This window comes from Streptococcus halitosis (assembly GCF_027691175.1).
Classification (GTDB): Bacteria; Bacillota; Bacilli; order Lactobacillales; family Streptococcaceae; genus Streptococcus; species Streptococcus halitosis_A.
Genome location: NZ_JAQFBD010000002.1, coordinates 444 through 16087, shown reverse-complemented (window position 1 = coordinate 16087; position 15644 = coordinate 444). Strand labels below are relative to the sequence as shown.

The following is a 15644-nucleotide window of genomic DNA, read 5'->3' as shown; positions in this document are numbered from 1 at the left end:
TTCTATAGTCGTTTAAGCAAGTTGAGTTTGACATTTTCAAACTATTTCTTCAACAAACCTTGTTCTTGTAAAAACTCCTTGGCTACTTGTTCTGCTGACTTGCCTTCAACACCGACTTGGTAGTTGAGCTGGCTCATCTGGCTTTCAGTAATTTTACCAGCCAATTTATTGAGAACTTTCTCCAACTCAGGATGTTTCTTGAGAAGAGCTTCTTTCATTAGTGGAGCTCCTTGATAAGGTGGGAAGAGTTGCTTGTCATCTCCCAAGACCTGCAAATCATAACGCGCCAATTCCGCATCAGTTGAATAGGCATCTGTGATTTGAATATCGCCTGACTGAATTGCCTGGTAGCGAAGGGCTGGCTCCATGGTCGCTACATTGAGATTGAGACCATACATTGATTGCAAGCCCTTATTGCCATCTTCACGGTCATTAAATTCGAGTGTAAAACCTGCCTTCAGCTGCCCTTCCACTTTTTTCAAGTCCGAAATGGTCTTCAAGCCATATTCTTGAGCAATCTTTTTCGGAACAGCTACAGCGTAGGTATTTTGATAAGACATGGGTTTGAGATAGGCAAGATGATCCTGTTTGGCAATGCCATCACGCGCCACTTGATAAACCTGATCTGGCTCATGCCCCACTTTAGGTGCTGGTTGAAGCAAACTTTCAGTCACCGTACCCGTAAATTCAGGATAGATGTCAATATCCCCTTTTTTCAGAGCTTCATAGAGGAAGCTTGTTTTCCCAAAATTCGGTTTAACAGTCGCAGTCATACTGGTATTTTCTTCAATGAGGAGTTTATACATATTAGCCAAAATTTCTGGTTCCGGTCCCAATTTCCCAGCAATAACCAAGTTTTCTTTCTCTTTTTGAGCTAAGAGGGCTGGACTATAAGACAGACCGAGCAAGATTGTCACCAAGGCAAAACCAGAGAAAATCGTCCGCAATTTCGCTTTTTCCATCACTTTTAGTAGGAAGTTAAAGGCAATAGCCAACACTGCTGAAGAAAGTGCCCCAATCAAAATCAGACTGGTATTATTGCGGTCAATTCCCAAAAGGATAAAGGAACCCAGTCCCCCAGCACCAATCAAGGCTGCCAAGGTTGCCGTACCGATAATCAAGACCGCTGCCGTCCGAATCCCAGACATGATAACAGGCATTGCAAGTGGAATTTCAAACTTCTTGAGACGCTCCCACCTGGTCATCCCAAAGGCAATCCCAGCCTCTTGTAGACTTGGATCAATTCCCTTTAGCCCAGTGATGGTATTTTGCAAAATTGGGAAAATCGCATAGATCACTAGAGCTGTCAAAGCCGGCAAGGTCCCAATTCCCATCAAGGGGATAAAGAGTCCCAGTAATGCTAAGGACGGAATAGTCTGGAAAATCCCTGCAATCTGCAAAACCCAATCCGCCAATTTCTCATGATAGCGAAGATAAACAGCCAAAGGAATCGCTATAAAAATAGCTAGTAACAGGGTCAAAAGTGACAACTGCAAATGTTGAGATAGAGCTGTTACCCAATCACCAAAACGATCCTGAAAAGTTGATATCAAATTAGTCATGAACACCACCTCCAAACAAGTCTGCTACAAAGTCTGTTGCAGGCGCTTTTAAAATCGTCTCGGGATTCGCCACCTGACGAATCTCTCCATCCTGCAAAACAGCAATACGATCACCTAATTTCAAAGCTTCATCCGTATCATGCGTCACAAAAATCGTTGTCATCCCAAACTCTTTATGCAATTCTTTCGTCAGAACCTGCAACTGTTTTCTCGAAATAGCATCCAAGGCTGAAAAGGGCTCATCCATGAGGAGAATCTTAGGCTGGCCAATCATAGCTCGGACAATGCCGACCCGTTGCTGTTCTCCGCCAGATAGTTCACTAGGAAGTCGATGGCCATACTCAGCCACTGGTAAACCAACTTTAGCCAAAAGCTCTTCTGTTTTCTGAGCAATTTCTTCCTTGCTCCAGCCCTTCATCTCAGGAATGAGGGCAATATTTTCCGCAACCGTTAGATTGGGAAACAGAGCAATGGCCTGTAAAACATAACCAGTAGAAAGACGAAGCTCACGCTCATCATAGTCTTTGATGCGCTTACCATCCATGTATATATTTCCATCAGTTGGTTCCAAAAGACGGTTAATCATCTTGATCATGGTCGTCTTACCAGACCCAGAAGGCCCAACTAAAACCATGAACTCCCCATTCTCAATCTGTAAATTGACATCTCTCAAAACATCTTTTTCTGTATAGCGTAGCGCTACATTTTTGTATTCAATCATTCTTTGTCCTCAATTTAAAATTTTCCTCGGTTGGTCAAGTTACCAACCTTTTAATAACTAATTTACCCCACTCTAAACCTCATTTTCCTTCTCTTTCAGATTAGCCAAAATTCTTTCTTGAAAACCTTCAAACTGACGAATTTCTTCCTCTGAAAATCCTTTGTAACAGATAGTATCCAATCTCTGACTGACACGTTGCCCAACTTCTTTCTGGGACTTGCCCAACTCTGTTAAAACTAAATACTTCTTACGCTTATCTTCTCCACACGGACTGACAGTTATAAGATTTTGCTCCTCTAACTTTTTTATCATAGTCGTCAACGTATTATTAGCAAGCCCAGTCGCAAGCGCAATATCTGTCGCAGTTGCACAGCCCGTCTTACTATTCCATAAAACCGCTAAAATCTTTCCCTGCTCACTCCGATAAAGAGAGTCAGGGTCTTGTCTCAGTAACTTTTGAAAAATCCGCCCATTCAACAAACGAATATGATGGGCTACCAAATGACAATATTTCATGAAACCTCCAATTTATTTCTATATCGATACGAATAAAAAATATTATAATACTTATTATTCCAATTGTCAACTATTTCGACTTAGAACTAATTTTTCTCAGTAAAAAATCTCCTACTCAAGGTAGAAGATTTCAATCTTATAAACTTAATCCGTCATGTCTGATACCAAAGTTCGACGCTCCAATGGAATACTGCACATAACTAACAAGAAAATGAAACCTGACTGAATCCAGAAAAGGGCCAAGTCAAAGATTCCATGCACAGCAACCACTGTAAGGAAAGATAGATAAAGACCGATAATTGGACGTTTCCCCGACTCCTGACTCATATCCATCATCAAACGAACAGGAGCAACAGAAGACAAAGCTAATAAAATGGTTCCCACAATTCCGTAACTCAGAATCGTATCAATATAAAGGCTGTGAGCATGTTCATGATAAGGAGCATTTATCCGAGGATAAGAGTGCATATAGGTCAATGGCCCCTCCCCCCAAAAAGGATTTTGCTTAAACAAGGCCATCCCAGCATCCCAGATAGAAATGCGTTCTTCCATAGAAGAATCTAAAGTTCCCATCCGAACTCCCAAATCACTAGAAAAAAGGAAACTCAAGCCAATCGCAAAGACCCCAATACTAAGCCAAAAGGCCTTCCAGTTTTTAATGGTCGTAAAGAGATAAATGATGGCTCCAGCGATAATAGCAGGAAAGGCTGTTCTATTTTGCGTGAAATTTAAACCAAAAAGATTTACAAAACCTGCTAGCACACAAAAGACTTTCAACCATCTTAGCTTCGTCGTTGTAAAGAGATAAAAGGCAATCATGATACAGAAGCAACAAATGATCCCATAGTAGTTAGGATTAAAGAAGGTGACCTCTGCACGGTTTTGGTGCCATACTTGCATATTTGGTGAAAGAAAGGCATAGTTAAATTTCTTTACAATTTGGAAATGCTCCAAAGTAGCAAAAGCGGCAGAGACAACACTACCAAACAAAACCGTCTGGAGTATCAGTCGAAAGAAAGCATGCGTCAGACGCTTCTGGTAAAAACTAAAGAAAATAAGAAATAGGAGCATCAGGAAAGATGCTGCTAGACCAAGCCAGTTCTTGGCGACGATGGAAATGACACTACTGTAGGCAATAAAAAAGAGAAGTACAGGATGTTTGGCTAATCCTTTGATAATTCCCTTCATCTCCCCAGTAACAAGTAAACCTATCAAATATAAAGCAAAGAGTGATAAGAACAAATAAAAAGGTAAAAAGATACTCATGATCATCAGATACAAAAAGAAATCTTTTTTCGAAAGCCCTCTTATCTTATCCAGTAATCCAATTGATTTCAAAACGGATCCTTTCTGTTCTGGATTTCTCCAGAAGATAAATGCTAAACTATCTTTATATTCTACCATTTTTTCCGTCATTTGGGAACAATGAACACGTTTTCGCCACAAAAAAAATCTTTCATTAATATGGCACTAGAACTGAATGTTTCTACCGTTTTCCACTACTTGATAGGTCTGACTTTGCAAATCAATTTCTGCTACTGCTGTTACGGACTTGTCTTTATTTTGACGTTTGATTACAATGCTGTGAGCTGTTGGTGTTTCAATGTCAATAGTCCCTTCTAGGTCAAAGGCCTCTGACCGATTACGGAAAGAAAATAGATTGAGAAGGGACTTCACCACAGGACGTTGAACTTCTTCTGCTATTTCCTCATTGCTATAGTAATGACGATTAATATTTCGACCTTCTTTGGTTTCTTCTAATAATTTCAAGTCATTTTTTCCTGCTAATAGACCCACATAGTAAACCTGAGGAATGCCTGGCGCAAAAGCTTGAATCAAACGAGCGAGGAAGTACTTGACATCATCATCTCCAAGTGCAGAATAGTAGGTTGAATTGATTTGGTAGATATCTAGATTGTTATACTCTGCACTAGAGTACTTACGTTTGACATTCGCTCCAACCTTATAGAGCTCATTTGAAGCATAGTCAATTTCCTCATCGGTCAGGATATCCTTGACATCTACCACTCCAATCCCATCATGGGTATCTAGTGTCGTAAATTGCTTCATCGGGCTCATCTTTAACCACTTAGCTAAGCGCTCTGTTCTGGAACTGTAAAGAGTATAAAGGGTCACCATTGGAAGGGCAAAATCGTAAACATAGTAATCATGATCCGCTATTTTAAACTGAATCGAATAGTGTTCATGAATCTCAGGTAAGAGCTCTGCACCGTATTCAGCTCCTATATCCCGGACCTTATCCAATAAGTCCCAAATATCTGGTTCCACAAAGAAATCATTGGTATCCAATTTCTTCACCGCATAAGCAAAAGCATCTAGGCGAATCAAATCACACCCGTTACTTGCTAGATGTTGAATCGTCTTACGGATGAAGCTCATCGTTACTTCTTTGGTCACATCAAGATCAATCTGCTCCTCACCAAAGGTATTCCACAAATGTTCTACTGAACCGTCTGCAAAAACGATCTCTTGCTTTGGTGCACGATCCTTACGCTTGTAAATTAAATCTACATCAGCTTGTGTCGGACGGTTTTCCGGCCAAAACTTGTCCCAGTTTAAAAAGAGATCTTTAAATTCACTAGCTTCATGTTTTTCTTGATAGTCCTTATAATATTTAGATTGACGAGAAATATGGTTAATCATAAAGTCAAACATAAGATAATATTTCTCACCTAAACGCTTAACATCCTCCCAATCACCAAACGCTAGATCCACTTCATCATAGTCCACTGGTGCAAATCCGCGATCACCTGTTGACGGGAAAAATGGTAGAAGGTGAACTCCCCCAATAGCATCGCCAAAATGTTCTTCCAAATTCTCATACAAGTCTTTAAGGTTATTTCCAAGACTATCTGAGTAAGTAATCAACATAGTTTTATTTTGAATGGTCATAGATGTTCTCCTTTTTCTGATGAAAGCCAAGTCTCATATGACCTGGCTTCGTAAATGAAAGATATTTTTAGATTTTTTGTTCACTTCGAGCTCATACTAATATAGACTGCAAGCAACTAAATACTACTTTCTTGTTTTCTACATAGAATTGCCAATAAGCTGAACTGTTCCTTTGTATCTTAATTGAACACGCCCTAAGCTCTGTGTGAAAAAGATGAATCTTCCAAGAAGCCAAGGCTTCTTATTCAGATTCCCTATTTTCACTGTGAGCTTTTAACGGGCTTTGTATCTTGTTACTTCACTGCCCCGTTACTCATTCCTGAAATGATATGTTTTTGGAAGATGAGGTAGACAATGGTTATCGTTACAATTCCTACAATATAGGATGCAAAGCTTGGTCCATAGTCATTAAAGTACTGACCTTGGTAGTTGTACTGGAAGAGAGGCAAAGTCCACATCTTGGAATCCTTATTCAAAATCAACAATGGTAACATAAAGTCATTCCAGAACCAGAGAGCATTGATGATCAAAGTTGTCGCATGCATGGGCTTCAACATTGGAAAAATGATTCGACGATAAGTTGTAAAACGATCAGCCCCATCGATTTCCGCAGCTTCATCCAAACTATCTGGTACACTGATTTTTATATAACCAACATACAAGAAGAGAGTCTGTGGAATAGCATAAGTTAGGTAGAGTATTACTAGCCCCCACATATTTGCTAGACCAAGTTTACTCATCATAACTGTGATGGGAATCATAATCACCTGAAATGGAACAAATATCCCTAAGATCAAGAGCGAATACATAATTGCAAAGGCTTTTTTCTTGGACATATTTCGAGCAATGGAGTAAGCTGCAGCTGGTATAAAGAAAGCTACTACAATCAATGATAACACCGTAATAACTGCTGAATTCCAGAAATAGCCTCCAATCCCATCCGAAATTAATCGTTCATAATTACTTAAGGTAAAAGGATTGGGCAAACTAAAGAAATGATTCATGATATCCTTAGTTGTCTTGAAAGAACTAAATACCGTTACCAACAAAGGAACAAGTATAAGAATACCACCGACTATCAAGAGGACGTATTTCCAAAACTGATTCAATTTTTCTTCTTTTTTCATGTGTAGGACTCCTCTATTAGATTTCAAATTTCTTTGATAGCTTGATTTGGATCAGAGAAACAATTCCAATAATTAAGAATAAAATCAAGGCAATTGCATTCGCATATCCATATTGATTACTCTTGAAAGCATAATTGTAGACTAAAAGTCCAAGAGACGTTGTAGCATTATTTGGACCACCACTCGTCAACGCAAAAATTTGGTCAAAGGCTGTCAAACCAGACTTAAGAGCCAAGATAAAAACCATTGAGATCGTTGGCAGTAAATAGGGCAATTCAATCTTCCAAAAAGTTTGTTTACTGGTTGCACCATCAATTGATGCTGCCTCTAAAATATCATTTGGAATACTCTGAAGACCAGCAAGAAAGAGAATGATTGGCATAGCTACTCCTTGCCATAGAAGAACAAAAATAGTTGCCACTACCGCTCCGACTGGTGTCCCCAATAGACTCTCTTGTAAAAAGCTAATTCCTAAAATTTTTCCAATCGTTGGAAGCCCATAGTTGAAGAATTGTTTAAAAATCAAGGAAACTGTCAAACCAGACAAAACAGCCGGGAAAAAGAACCAAGCTCTAAAGAAGGTCTGACCCTTCATCTTCGAATTTAAGGCTCGTGCCACAACCACCCCAATCGTAATCTCTCCAATAATCAATGCCAGAGTTAAAATCAAAGTAAAGGCTATGGCTGTGAAGAATTTCCCATCAATCATCAGCAATTTGTAGTTATTCAAACCAACAAATTTATAATTATAGGTCAATCCAGTCCAGTTAGTCAAACTATAGAAAGCACCTTGTACCATTGGAAAGTAAAAGAAGATAGCTTGTAAAGCAAGCGGGATGAGCAAAAATGTCCAACCCCAGTATTTATTTAAAAATTTTCGAATAGCCATATCATCTTAACTCCTATTCTAGTCCAAATCTGCCTTCATTGGATTAAAGAAAGCATTGAGATTGTTTGCCATATTTTTCAGATTTTTATCCATCAGGTAACCTGCACTTAGATTAAAAAAGTCTTCTTCAGAGTTCCAGCGTTGGCCCAACCAAACATAATGTTTGTCCGTAAATGCCAGTTTAGAAATAGCTGCAAGCGCTGAATCTTCTTTTTCCTGTATGCCTTTTACCGCAACAGGTGATCCATCTACATCATAGTATGACTGCATAGCTTTTGGACTAGTCATATAGCTGATAAATTCTTCGGTTTCCTTAGGGTGTTTGGTAGTAGCTGAAGTTGATAATGCCATATCCCCTGCACCAACAGTGACTTCTTTTCCTACTTCTTCTCCAGGAAAGGCAAACATCCCCACCTCAAATTTTGGATCCTGTTGATTAATTGCCGCTAGCGCCCATGATCCTTGTGGCATCATCAAGGCTTTTTCACTCGAAAATGCTACCACCGAATCATTATAAGAGGCACCACGCCAACCATCTTGAGCATTATCTGCTAATAAATCGAGTCGTTCTGCATCTGCTTTTAAAATAGCATCATCTGCAGAGATGGCGTTTGGTTTTGAAAAGCGAAGATAGTTATTAGCCGCGTCTCCACTACCCGTAAGGGTAATGAGAGAAAGTTGGTGGTAACCATTTAATGTCCAGCCTTCATTGCCTGCAACCGCAAACGGAGAATTTCCACTATCTTTTATCTTTTTAACAATCTCTTGAAACTCTTTAAAAGTCTTCGGTTCCTCAAGCCCTAATTCTTTAAACTTCGTTTTATTGTAATAGATTCCATAAAGGTTGGCCGTTAAAGGCACACTATAAACTTTATTATTAATCGCATACTTTTCGGCATAGTCATTCTTGATGTTCTCAAGATAGGGTTTTCCTGTCATATCTGCAAAATAGCCTGCCTTCGCCCACTCCTGAAAATCCATATTTTGAGGATAGATATTAATAATATCTGGAACATCTCCTGATAAAATACGAGTCTTTAGCACAATTCCAGCTGAAGGTACTGTAGTCAGCTTCACATCAATATTAGGGTGTTCCTTCTCAAAATCATCCACTATCCTTTGCAAGGTATCTGCCATCTCGGTCTTCTGGTTAAAAAACTCAATCGTTACCTTTCCATCAGCTGATTGATTGTTCTGACCACAAGCCACTAGGCCTAGTAAACTTGCCCCAGCTACTAAAAGAAAACCTGCTTTCTTATACCATTTCATTGGAATGCCTCCTTGATAAATTTATACGCTTTTATTATAGTCTCTTGAATTTATACTGTCTACTCAAAAAATCTCCTGGTGATAGGGTAACAGTTAAACCTGCATACATGAGCTCTGCACCCGAGTAAACAATGTTTGTCTCTTCCAGCTCATAAAGCCCTTCCACCTCTAAGTCTTTCAGTTTCAAGGTGGTTTCCATTGTTTCCACAACTGACAGGACTCGGACATAGGTTACAATCGTTTGATCTTCATAGTTAAATTGAACTGCTGCTTCATTGGATTCAGCATCGGGATTGATTAACCTATACTGATTTCCCAACTGGACTACTGGTCGCAATTCTTTATACAAGTTCACCTGATTAGCGATCTCATCTTTCTCCTCATCTGACAAACTTGTTAAATCAAGCTCATAGCCCAGATTTCCCATCATGGCTACATGACCACGAGTTTCCAATGGTGTCATTCGTCCCATCTGATGATTTGGTACTGCTGACACATGAGCCCCCATAGAAATGGTTGGATAGAGATAGGATGAACCGTATTGAATTGGTAAACGTGCAATAGCATCAGTATTATCACTAGCCCAGACTTGTGGGAAATAACGCATCATACCAAGATCATTTCTGCCACCGCCACCAGAGCAGGACTCAATGAGAATATGGCTATGCTTCTCTGTCAGATAAGAAACGAGTTCATAAAGCCCCAGCATGTACTGATGAGACTGCATCTGGGTTTCCAGATAAACTGAACCATTCCCCAGATTAGTAATATTACGGTTCATATCCCATTTGATGTAGTCAATTTTATGATGAGAGAGGAGTTCATCTAAGACATTTTTCAAATATTCTACTACCTGAGGATTGGCAAGATTAAGTACTAATTGATTTCGAGAGTAAGTATGCTCATATCCTGGAACCTGAATAGCCCAGTCAGGATGTTTACGATACAAGTCGCTATCAACGGAAATCATCTCCGGTTCTAACCAAAGCCCAAACTGCAAACCTCTTTCATGGATAGCTGAAATCAGACTTTCTAGACTTCCACCCAGTTTTTTCTCATTCACAACCCAATCACCTAAAGCACGATTATCATCAAAGCGATTACCAAACCACCCATCATCTAATACAAAAAGTTCTATTCCAACTTTCTTAGCTTCATCAGCTAGTTCTAACAGTTTTTCTCTCTGAAAGTCAAAGTAGGTAGCTTCCCAGTTATTGATTAGAATTGGACGCTCTTTTTTAGAAAATTTACTTGGCATAATGTGCTTAAGTACAAAATTCTGGCTTTCATGACTGATACCAGTTAATCCCTTATCTGAATAGGTCACTAAAGCTACCGGTGTTTCAAAATTTTCCTCAGGATCTAACTTCCAAGAAAAATTTTCTGGATTAATGCCAATAGCCACCCGAACTTCATTCAGTTGATTCTTTTGGACAAAAGCTTCGAAGTTTCCACTATACAGTAGTTGTAGAGCAAACACATTCCCAGCATCCTCTGTAACTCCTTGATCACATAATAGAAGAGCTGGTGTTTGAGCATGCCCAGAAGCTCCACGGTTCGAACTAATCGAAAAGATTCCTTGCTCTACCTGTTGACGTCGGACAGTCTTTTCACGAGCATAAGCGCCCTGCAGAGTTACTATTTCGTAAGCTGCAGCATGAAAATCAGCCATAAAAGAAAAGTCCTTATGAATGACAACTTCCTGATTACTATTATTCTCCAATTTGCTGTAACTAGCAATTGTCGCATCATTATCAAAAGCTGTATAATACAAAGTCAGACTAAGTTTAGCTTGAGGATCTTTTAAAATCAAGACAAGCGTCTCTGTATCATCCATGCTGTGAGGAGAAGGTAAGCCCTGTGGACCATTCTGACCTTTTAAAATCTTTGCTTCTACAAATCGAAAGTCTGTTACTTCAGTTGCATCATGTTGAACCTGTAAAGTTGGTTTTCTAAAGTCACCCAAACCATGTTGCCCAAAAATTTGACGTTGCGTATCCAAACTAAAGGTTCGATTAGTAGCTGTTGGATTACCAGAAAAAGCATGATCGCGTTCATAAACACTATTAGAACCTCCATAGTTCTTAATAGTCTTTCCTAAATGTTTTAATAATAAGAACCCATCCCTATTTTCAATAATCAAACTTAAATCTTTACTCTCAACGTAAAATAGATTATTCTCTATCCGAATTCCCATAACTTGTACCTCATCGATTTCCTGATAAAATTTTAGCAAATAAAAGCGCTTTCTAAAATAGAAAAATGTCTCTAAAGTATGGTAAAATGTTAGGTAGGAGGTGGCCCATGCTCGTTTTTTCAGAATACCAGACTGGAACAATTGATCTTTCTCTTAGCTTCTACGGTTATGAAGAATGCACGCCTAACTACTCTTTTGGCCCAGCTATTCGAGATACCTATGTACTCCATTACATTACTAAAGGAAAAGGTCAATTCCATTATAAGGGGAAAATTGTTGATTTAAAGGCAGGAGATTTCTTTTTACTAAAACCAGATGAATTAACATTCTATCAAGCAGATAGCCAGGATCCTTGGGCTTACTACTGGTTGGGGATCACTGGAGGGAGGGCACCTGACTACTTTGCTCTATCTCAAATTTCTGATCAATCCTACCTCATCCAGTCAAATAACTGTCATACACAAACAACTGCAAAACTCATCTCAGATATTGTCCGCTTCGCTCAAATAACAAAATCAAATGAATTGGCTCAACTCCACATTATGGGACAACTCCATGAACTAATGTTTCATCTAGGAACGATTGCTCCCAATCAGAAAAAAGAGAATATTTCATCAACCCACCAGCTCTATCTTGACTGCAAACGATTAATTGATAGTCACTATCCACAATCGCTCACCATTCAAGATTTAGCAAAAGAGCTATCGGTTCATAGAAGTTACTTAACTAGTGTGTTTAAAGAATTTCACCAACTCTCTCCAAAAGAGTATTTACTTTTCGTTCGAATGAACCGTGCTCAACAGTTACTAGAGCACACCAATGAAACGATCAAGGTCATTGCGTATTCTGTGGGTTTTTCAGATCCATTACATTTCTCAAAAGCCTACAAGCAGTTTTTTCATAAAACACCTAGTCAAACTCGAAAAGAATACTCTCATTCCCTCTCAGCTAGAAAGGAAAATCAATGAAATCACACCAACTAGTCTACCAAATATTAGCTAGAGAAAACGATTATGTTAGCGGAGAAAAAATCGGAGAAGAACTGAATTTAAGCCGCACGTCCATATGGAAAGCAATCCAACGTCTTCAACAAGAAGGCCTAGAAATTGACAGTATCAAAAATAGAGGCTACAAGCTTATTCAAGGCGATCTGATATTACCTGATTTGATTCAAGAGAAAACCAACTTAATCGTTCACTACAAACCTGAGACCAAATCAACCCAAACAGATGCAAAAGAAGGAATTGAAGCTGGAAACAAAGGAAATACACTCTATCTTTCAACCTGTCAAACAGCAGGTCGTGGCCGCTTTCAGCGCCCCTACTATTCTCCATCTCAGGGAGGCATCTATATGTCCCTGCATATTCAACCAAACCTTCCCTATGAAAAGCTCCCATCCTATACTCTCCTTGTAGCTGCTGCGGTCTACAAAGCCATTAAAAACCTAACTATGATAGAAGTAGATATCAAATGGGTAAATGACATCTACTTTAAAAATAAAAAGATAGCAGGTATCCTCACCGAAGCAATGACATCAGTTGAGACAGGCTTGGTTACAGATATCATTATCGGACTTGGTATAAATTTTTCTATAGAAGACTTTCCAGAAGAACTAAAAGAAAAAGCTGGAAGTCTCTTTACACCACCAGCTCCTATCACACGAAACGAACTAATCTCAGAAATTTGGCGTTGTTTCTACCAAACAGCACCCGAAGAACTACTCTATCTTTATAAAGAACACTCTCTTGTTCTAGGAAGAGAGGTCAGTTTTATCCAAGATCAGACTGAAAAAAAAGGAGTCGCCAAGGACATCTCCGACAAAGGACAACTCCTTATCCAGCTTGATGATCAGACAGAAATCTGGCTCCATAGTGGTGAAATCTCACTCACTAGCTGGACTTAATAGCAGCACTATATGGTATCTAGAACCTCAACTAGCAACATATAGTGCTTTTTGAATGTAGAAAGCAACTGATATATAAATAGCTGGCTTCCCATCAACACTTTACAGGTGAACAGCTTTCGAGGCATTCTTTTTATATGCCGTGCTATGTGCCAATGAAACCCCATTGTGGTGATTTTCGTATCCAAGTATAATTCCTGGCAACGCAAAAACTTTAACAGCATACAAAAGTAGCCAAAACATAAATACTTCAGCTTTTATATTCACCAAATTTTTACTCAACATCTCGTACAAGAACCATGCATTTAAAGCCATATTGAAGAGACTTGCCAACGTTGCTAAGACTATATTGGTTTTCAATTTTGGATGATAATATTTAGCCACATATAAGGCCAATAATGAAATATTATAAAGGCAAATCGGTTGATAATTTTCTCTATAAATAACCAGCGTCTTACGATTATAGAACAGGAAACCATGAGGTCCACGATGATATTCATTGATCCAGACATGGCTAAGACCTCTAATCTCATCCCAAGCTACAAATAAATCAATTTTTCTTAGATAAATCCCTTTTTTATAAATCGAACATTTCCATTTAAACAAGAAAGATAGAAGAAAAGTAAGGAGTAAAACCGCAACTGTAACAATCTTCAACTCCCCTTGCCCGATAATCAAGGATAGGTTAAAAAAGCGAATTTGCGCTTTTTTTGCATCTAAGATCATTGAAATCACAGTTAGAAATACTACAAAGATAAATAGTATAAATCTATAAAAAATACTATGAAATTTTACTCCATTTTCCATCTCGATTATCCCCCAGCCACTTAAAGTCCCTAACCTTAGTATACCACTAAATCTAGTCTATTTATGATTTTTTCTAATATGAAAGTTACTGAAACAGCATTAGATAATAGAGCTCAATAATATTTGTAGTAGGTAAATCCACTATGGAGATTATGTAGCCTAGAAAAAAAGTCCCAATGACCTATAATGAAAAGCGACTAAACAACTCATTAGAAAGATTCATATGGAACAATTACATTTTATCACAAAACTACTCGATATCAAAGACCCTAATATCCAAATTATGGATGTTGTTAATAAAGATACCCACAAGGAAATCATCGCTAAACTCGACTACGACGCTCCATCTTGTCCTGATTGCGGAAATCAAATGAAGAAATATGACTTTCAAAAATCATCTAAAATTCCTTACCTCGAAACAACTGGTATGCCTACCAGAATTCTCCTTAGAAAACGCCGTTTCAAGTGCTATCAGTGCTCGAAAATGATGGTCTCTGAGACTTCTCTCGTCAAGAAAAATCATCAAATCCCTCGTATCATCAACCCGAAAATTGCTCAAAAGTTGATTGAAAAGACTTCTATGACCGACATTGCCCGCCAGCTTGCCATTTCAACTTCAACCGTCATTCGAAAGCTCAATGACTTCCGTTTTAAACATGATTTTTCTCGTCTTCCCGAGATTATGTCTTGGGATGAGTATGCCTTCACTAAGGGAAAGATGAGCTTTATTGCTCAGGATTTTGAAAAGCTCAATATCATCACTGTCCTTGAAGGCAGGACACAAACTATCATCCGAAATTACTTTCTGCGCTACGAGCGAGCTGTTCGTTGTCAGGTGAAAATCATTACGATGGATATGTCTAGTCCCTACTATGGACTTGGCTAAACAGCTTCGCTTTCGAATTTCTAGGCTCAGGCTGAAACAGTCTCCCAGATTGTTTCACTCCCAAACGCTAAAATAGTTCTAGATCGTTTTTATATTGTCCAACATCTCAGCCGTGCTATGAGTCGTGTCCGTGTTCAAATCATGAACCAATTCGATCGAAAATCCCATGAATACAAGGCCATCAAACGCTACTGGAAGCTTATACAGCAGGATAGTCGTAAACTGAGCGATAAGCGATTTTATCGCCCTACTTTTCGTATTCATCTAACCAACAAAGAGATTCTAGACAAGCTTTTGAGCTATTCAGAAGACTTGAGACACCACTATAAAGCTCTATCAGCTCTTGCTTTTTCACTTTCAGAACAAGGAGCCTGAGAAATTTTTGGACTTATAGAGGAGAAACTAAAGCAGATTCATCCTCTTTTTCAGACGGTCTTTAAAACCTTCCTCAGGGACAAAGAAAAAATTGTCAACGCTCTTTAGTTACCTTATTCCAACGCTAAATTAGAAGCAACCAATAATCTCATTAAACTTATCAAGCGCAACGCCTTTAGTTTTCGGAACTTTGAAAACTTCAAAAAACGAATTTTTATCGCCCTAAATATCAAAAAAGAAAGGACGAAATTTGTCCTTTCTAGATCTTAGCTGACTTCAACCCACTACAGTTAACAAAGAGCAAAAAAAAAGAGCCTAGCAGCTCTTAACGTACGGAGAATGGGGGATTCGAACCCCCGCGCCGGTTACCCGACCTAACGATTTAGCAAACCGTCCTCTTCAGCCTCTTGAGTAATTCTCCTATTAATGGGCACGAGTGGACTCGAACCACCGACCTCACGCTTATCAGGCGTGCGCTC

At 38.9% G+C, this 15644-nt stretch carries 13 protein-coding genes, 2 tRNA genes and 1 pseudogene (1 of these 16 only partly in view); 4 read left to right on the top strand and 12 right to left on the bottom strand.

The features are described 5' to 3' along the window. Positions 1 to 41: 41 nt before the first annotated feature. From PG086_RS06655 to PG086_RS06615, 9 genes are all read right to left on the bottom strand, one after another. Positions 42 to 1562 carry an ABC transporter permease/substrate-binding protein gene (locus PG086_RS06655; protein ID WP_270748270.1) on the bottom strand — a complete coding sequence of 507 codons (1521 nt, stop codon included), beginning with the start codon at positions 1560 to 1562 and terminating at the stop codon, positions 42 to 44. Next, positions 1555 to 2283: an ABC transporter ATP-binding protein gene (locus PG086_RS06650; protein ID WP_084852525.1), complete on the bottom strand. Its 729-nt coding sequence runs from the start codon at positions 2281 to 2283 to the stop codon at positions 1555 to 1557. The genes PG086_RS06655 and PG086_RS06650 overlap by 8 nt, the downstream gene beginning before the upstream one ends. Positions 2284 to 2355: 72 nt before the next feature. Continuing rightward, a complete protein-coding gene (locus tag PG086_RS06645; RefSeq protein ID WP_000872569.1) occupies positions 2356 to 2799 on the bottom strand; it encodes a MarR family winged helix-turn-helix transcriptional regulator in 444 nt (147 codons plus the stop codon). A gap of 144 nt (positions 2800 to 2943) precedes the next feature. Beyond that, a complete protein-coding gene (locus tag PG086_RS06640) occupies positions 2944 to 4137 on the bottom strand; it encodes an O-antigen ligase family protein (RefSeq protein ID WP_038805734.1) in 1194 nt (397 codons plus the stop codon). Between the two features lie 132 nt (positions 4138 to 4269). Then, complete coding sequence (gene gtfA / locus PG086_RS06635) at positions 4270 to 5712, bottom strand: sucrose phosphorylase (RefSeq protein ID WP_270748268.1); 1443 nt, start codon at positions 5710 to 5712, stop codon at positions 4270 to 4272. 293 nt (positions 5713 to 6005) lie between these two features. Further along, positions 6006 to 6839: a carbohydrate ABC transporter permease gene (locus PG086_RS06630; RefSeq protein ID WP_000711271.1), complete on the bottom strand. Its 834-nt coding sequence runs from the start codon at positions 6837 to 6839 to the stop codon at positions 6006 to 6008. Positions 6840 to 6855: 16 nt separating this feature from the next. Continuing rightward, on the bottom strand, positions 6856 to 7728 hold the full coding sequence (locus PG086_RS06625) for a carbohydrate ABC transporter permease (protein WP_268698286.1): 873 nt from the start codon (positions 7726 to 7728) through the stop codon (positions 6856 to 6858). Between the two features lie 18 nt (positions 7729 to 7746). Further along, entirely contained in the window at positions 7747 to 8997 is a 1251-nt protein-coding gene (locus PG086_RS06620) for an extracellular solute-binding protein (RefSeq protein WP_270748265.1), read from the bottom strand. A 34-nt stretch (positions 8998 to 9031) separates the two neighbouring features. Next, complete coding sequence (locus PG086_RS06615) at positions 9032 to 11194, bottom strand: alpha-galactosidase (RefSeq protein WP_270748263.1); 2163 nt, start codon at positions 11192 to 11194, stop codon at positions 9032 to 9034. Between the two features lie 107 nt (positions 11195 to 11301). Here PG086_RS06615 and PG086_RS06610 point away from each other — a divergent pair, with 107 nt between their 5' ends. Together PG086_RS06610 and birA are read left to right on the top strand one after the other, a co-directional pair. Then, entirely contained in the window at positions 11302 to 12162 is an 861-nt protein-coding gene (locus PG086_RS06610) for an AraC family transcriptional regulator (RefSeq protein WP_007517401.1), read from the top strand. Then, complete coding sequence (birA, locus tag PG086_RS06605) at positions 12159 to 13097, top strand: bifunctional biotin--[acetyl-CoA-carboxylase] ligase/biotin operon repressor BirA (RefSeq protein WP_061598077.1); 939 nt, start codon at positions 12159 to 12161, stop codon at positions 13095 to 13097. Before PG086_RS06610 ends, birA begins: the two co-directional genes overlap by 4 nt. A 102-nt stretch (positions 13098 to 13199) precedes the next feature. On the opposite strand, the gene PG086_RS06600 is transcribed toward birA, so the two are convergent. Beyond that, positions 13200 to 13904 carry a hypothetical protein gene (locus PG086_RS06600; RefSeq protein WP_167265176.1) on the bottom strand — a complete coding sequence of 235 codons (705 nt, stop codon included), beginning with the start codon at positions 13902 to 13904 and terminating at the stop codon, positions 13200 to 13202. Between the two features lie 223 nt (positions 13905 to 14127). On the opposite strand from PG086_RS06600, the pseudogene PG086_RS06595 reads away from it, so the two are divergent. Further along, positions 14128 to 15165: pseudogene (locus PG086_RS06595) on the top strand (transposase). Positions 15166 to 15315: 150 nt separating this feature from the next. Continuing rightward, a complete protein-coding gene (locus PG086_RS09730) occupies positions 15316 to 15435 on the top strand; it encodes a hypothetical protein (RefSeq protein WP_418896152.1) in 120 nt (39 codons plus the stop codon). Positions 15436 to 15498: 63 nt separating this feature from the next. On the opposite strand, the gene PG086_RS06590 is transcribed toward PG086_RS09730, so the two are convergent. Then, positions 15499 to 15586 (bottom strand) — tRNA-Ser (locus PG086_RS06590). 6 nt (positions 15587 to 15592) lie between these two features. Next, a tRNA-OTHER gene (locus tag PG086_RS06585) sits at positions 15593 to 15644 on the bottom strand; it runs 72 nt beyond the window's last position.

Coding starts and splice junctions, on each gene's coding strand:
- PG086_RS06655 (WP_270748270.1), bottom strand. CDS start 1,562: ATGACTAATTTGATATCAACTTTTCAGGATCGTTTTGGTGATTGGGTA.
- birA (WP_061598077.1), top strand. CDS start 12,159: ATGAAATCACACCAACTAGTCTACCAAATATTAGCTAGAGAAAACGAT.
- gtfA (WP_270748268.1), bottom strand. CDS start 5,712: ATGACCATTCAAAATAAAACTATGTTGATTACTTACTCAGATAGTCTT.
- PG086_RS06600 (WP_167265176.1), bottom strand. CDS start 13,904: ATGGAAAATGGAGTAAAATTTCATAGTATTTTTTATAGATTTATACTA.
- PG086_RS06625 (WP_268698286.1), bottom strand. CDS start 7,728: ATGGCTATTCGAAAATTTTTAAATAAATACTGGGGTTGGACATTTTTG.
- PG086_RS06615 (WP_270748263.1), bottom strand. CDS start 11,194: ATGGGAATTCGGATAGAGAATAATCTATTTTACGTTGAGAGTAAAGAT.
- PG086_RS06620 (WP_270748265.1), bottom strand. CDS start 8,997: ATGAAATGGTATAAGAAAGCAGGTTTTCTTTTAGTAGCTGGGGCAAGT.
- PG086_RS06645 (WP_000872569.1), bottom strand. CDS start 2,799: ATGAAATATTGTCATTTGGTAGCCCATCATATTCGTTTGTTGAATGGG.
- PG086_RS06630 (WP_000711271.1), bottom strand. CDS start 6,839: ATGAAAAAAGAAGAAAAATTGAATCAGTTTTGGAAATACGTCCTCTTG.
- PG086_RS06610 (WP_007517401.1), top strand. CDS start 11,302: ATGCTCGTTTTTTCAGAATACCAGACTGGAACAATTGATCTTTCTCTT.
- PG086_RS06650 (WP_084852525.1), bottom strand. CDS start 2,283: ATGATTGAATACAAAAATGTAGCGCTACGCTATACAGAAAAAGATGTT.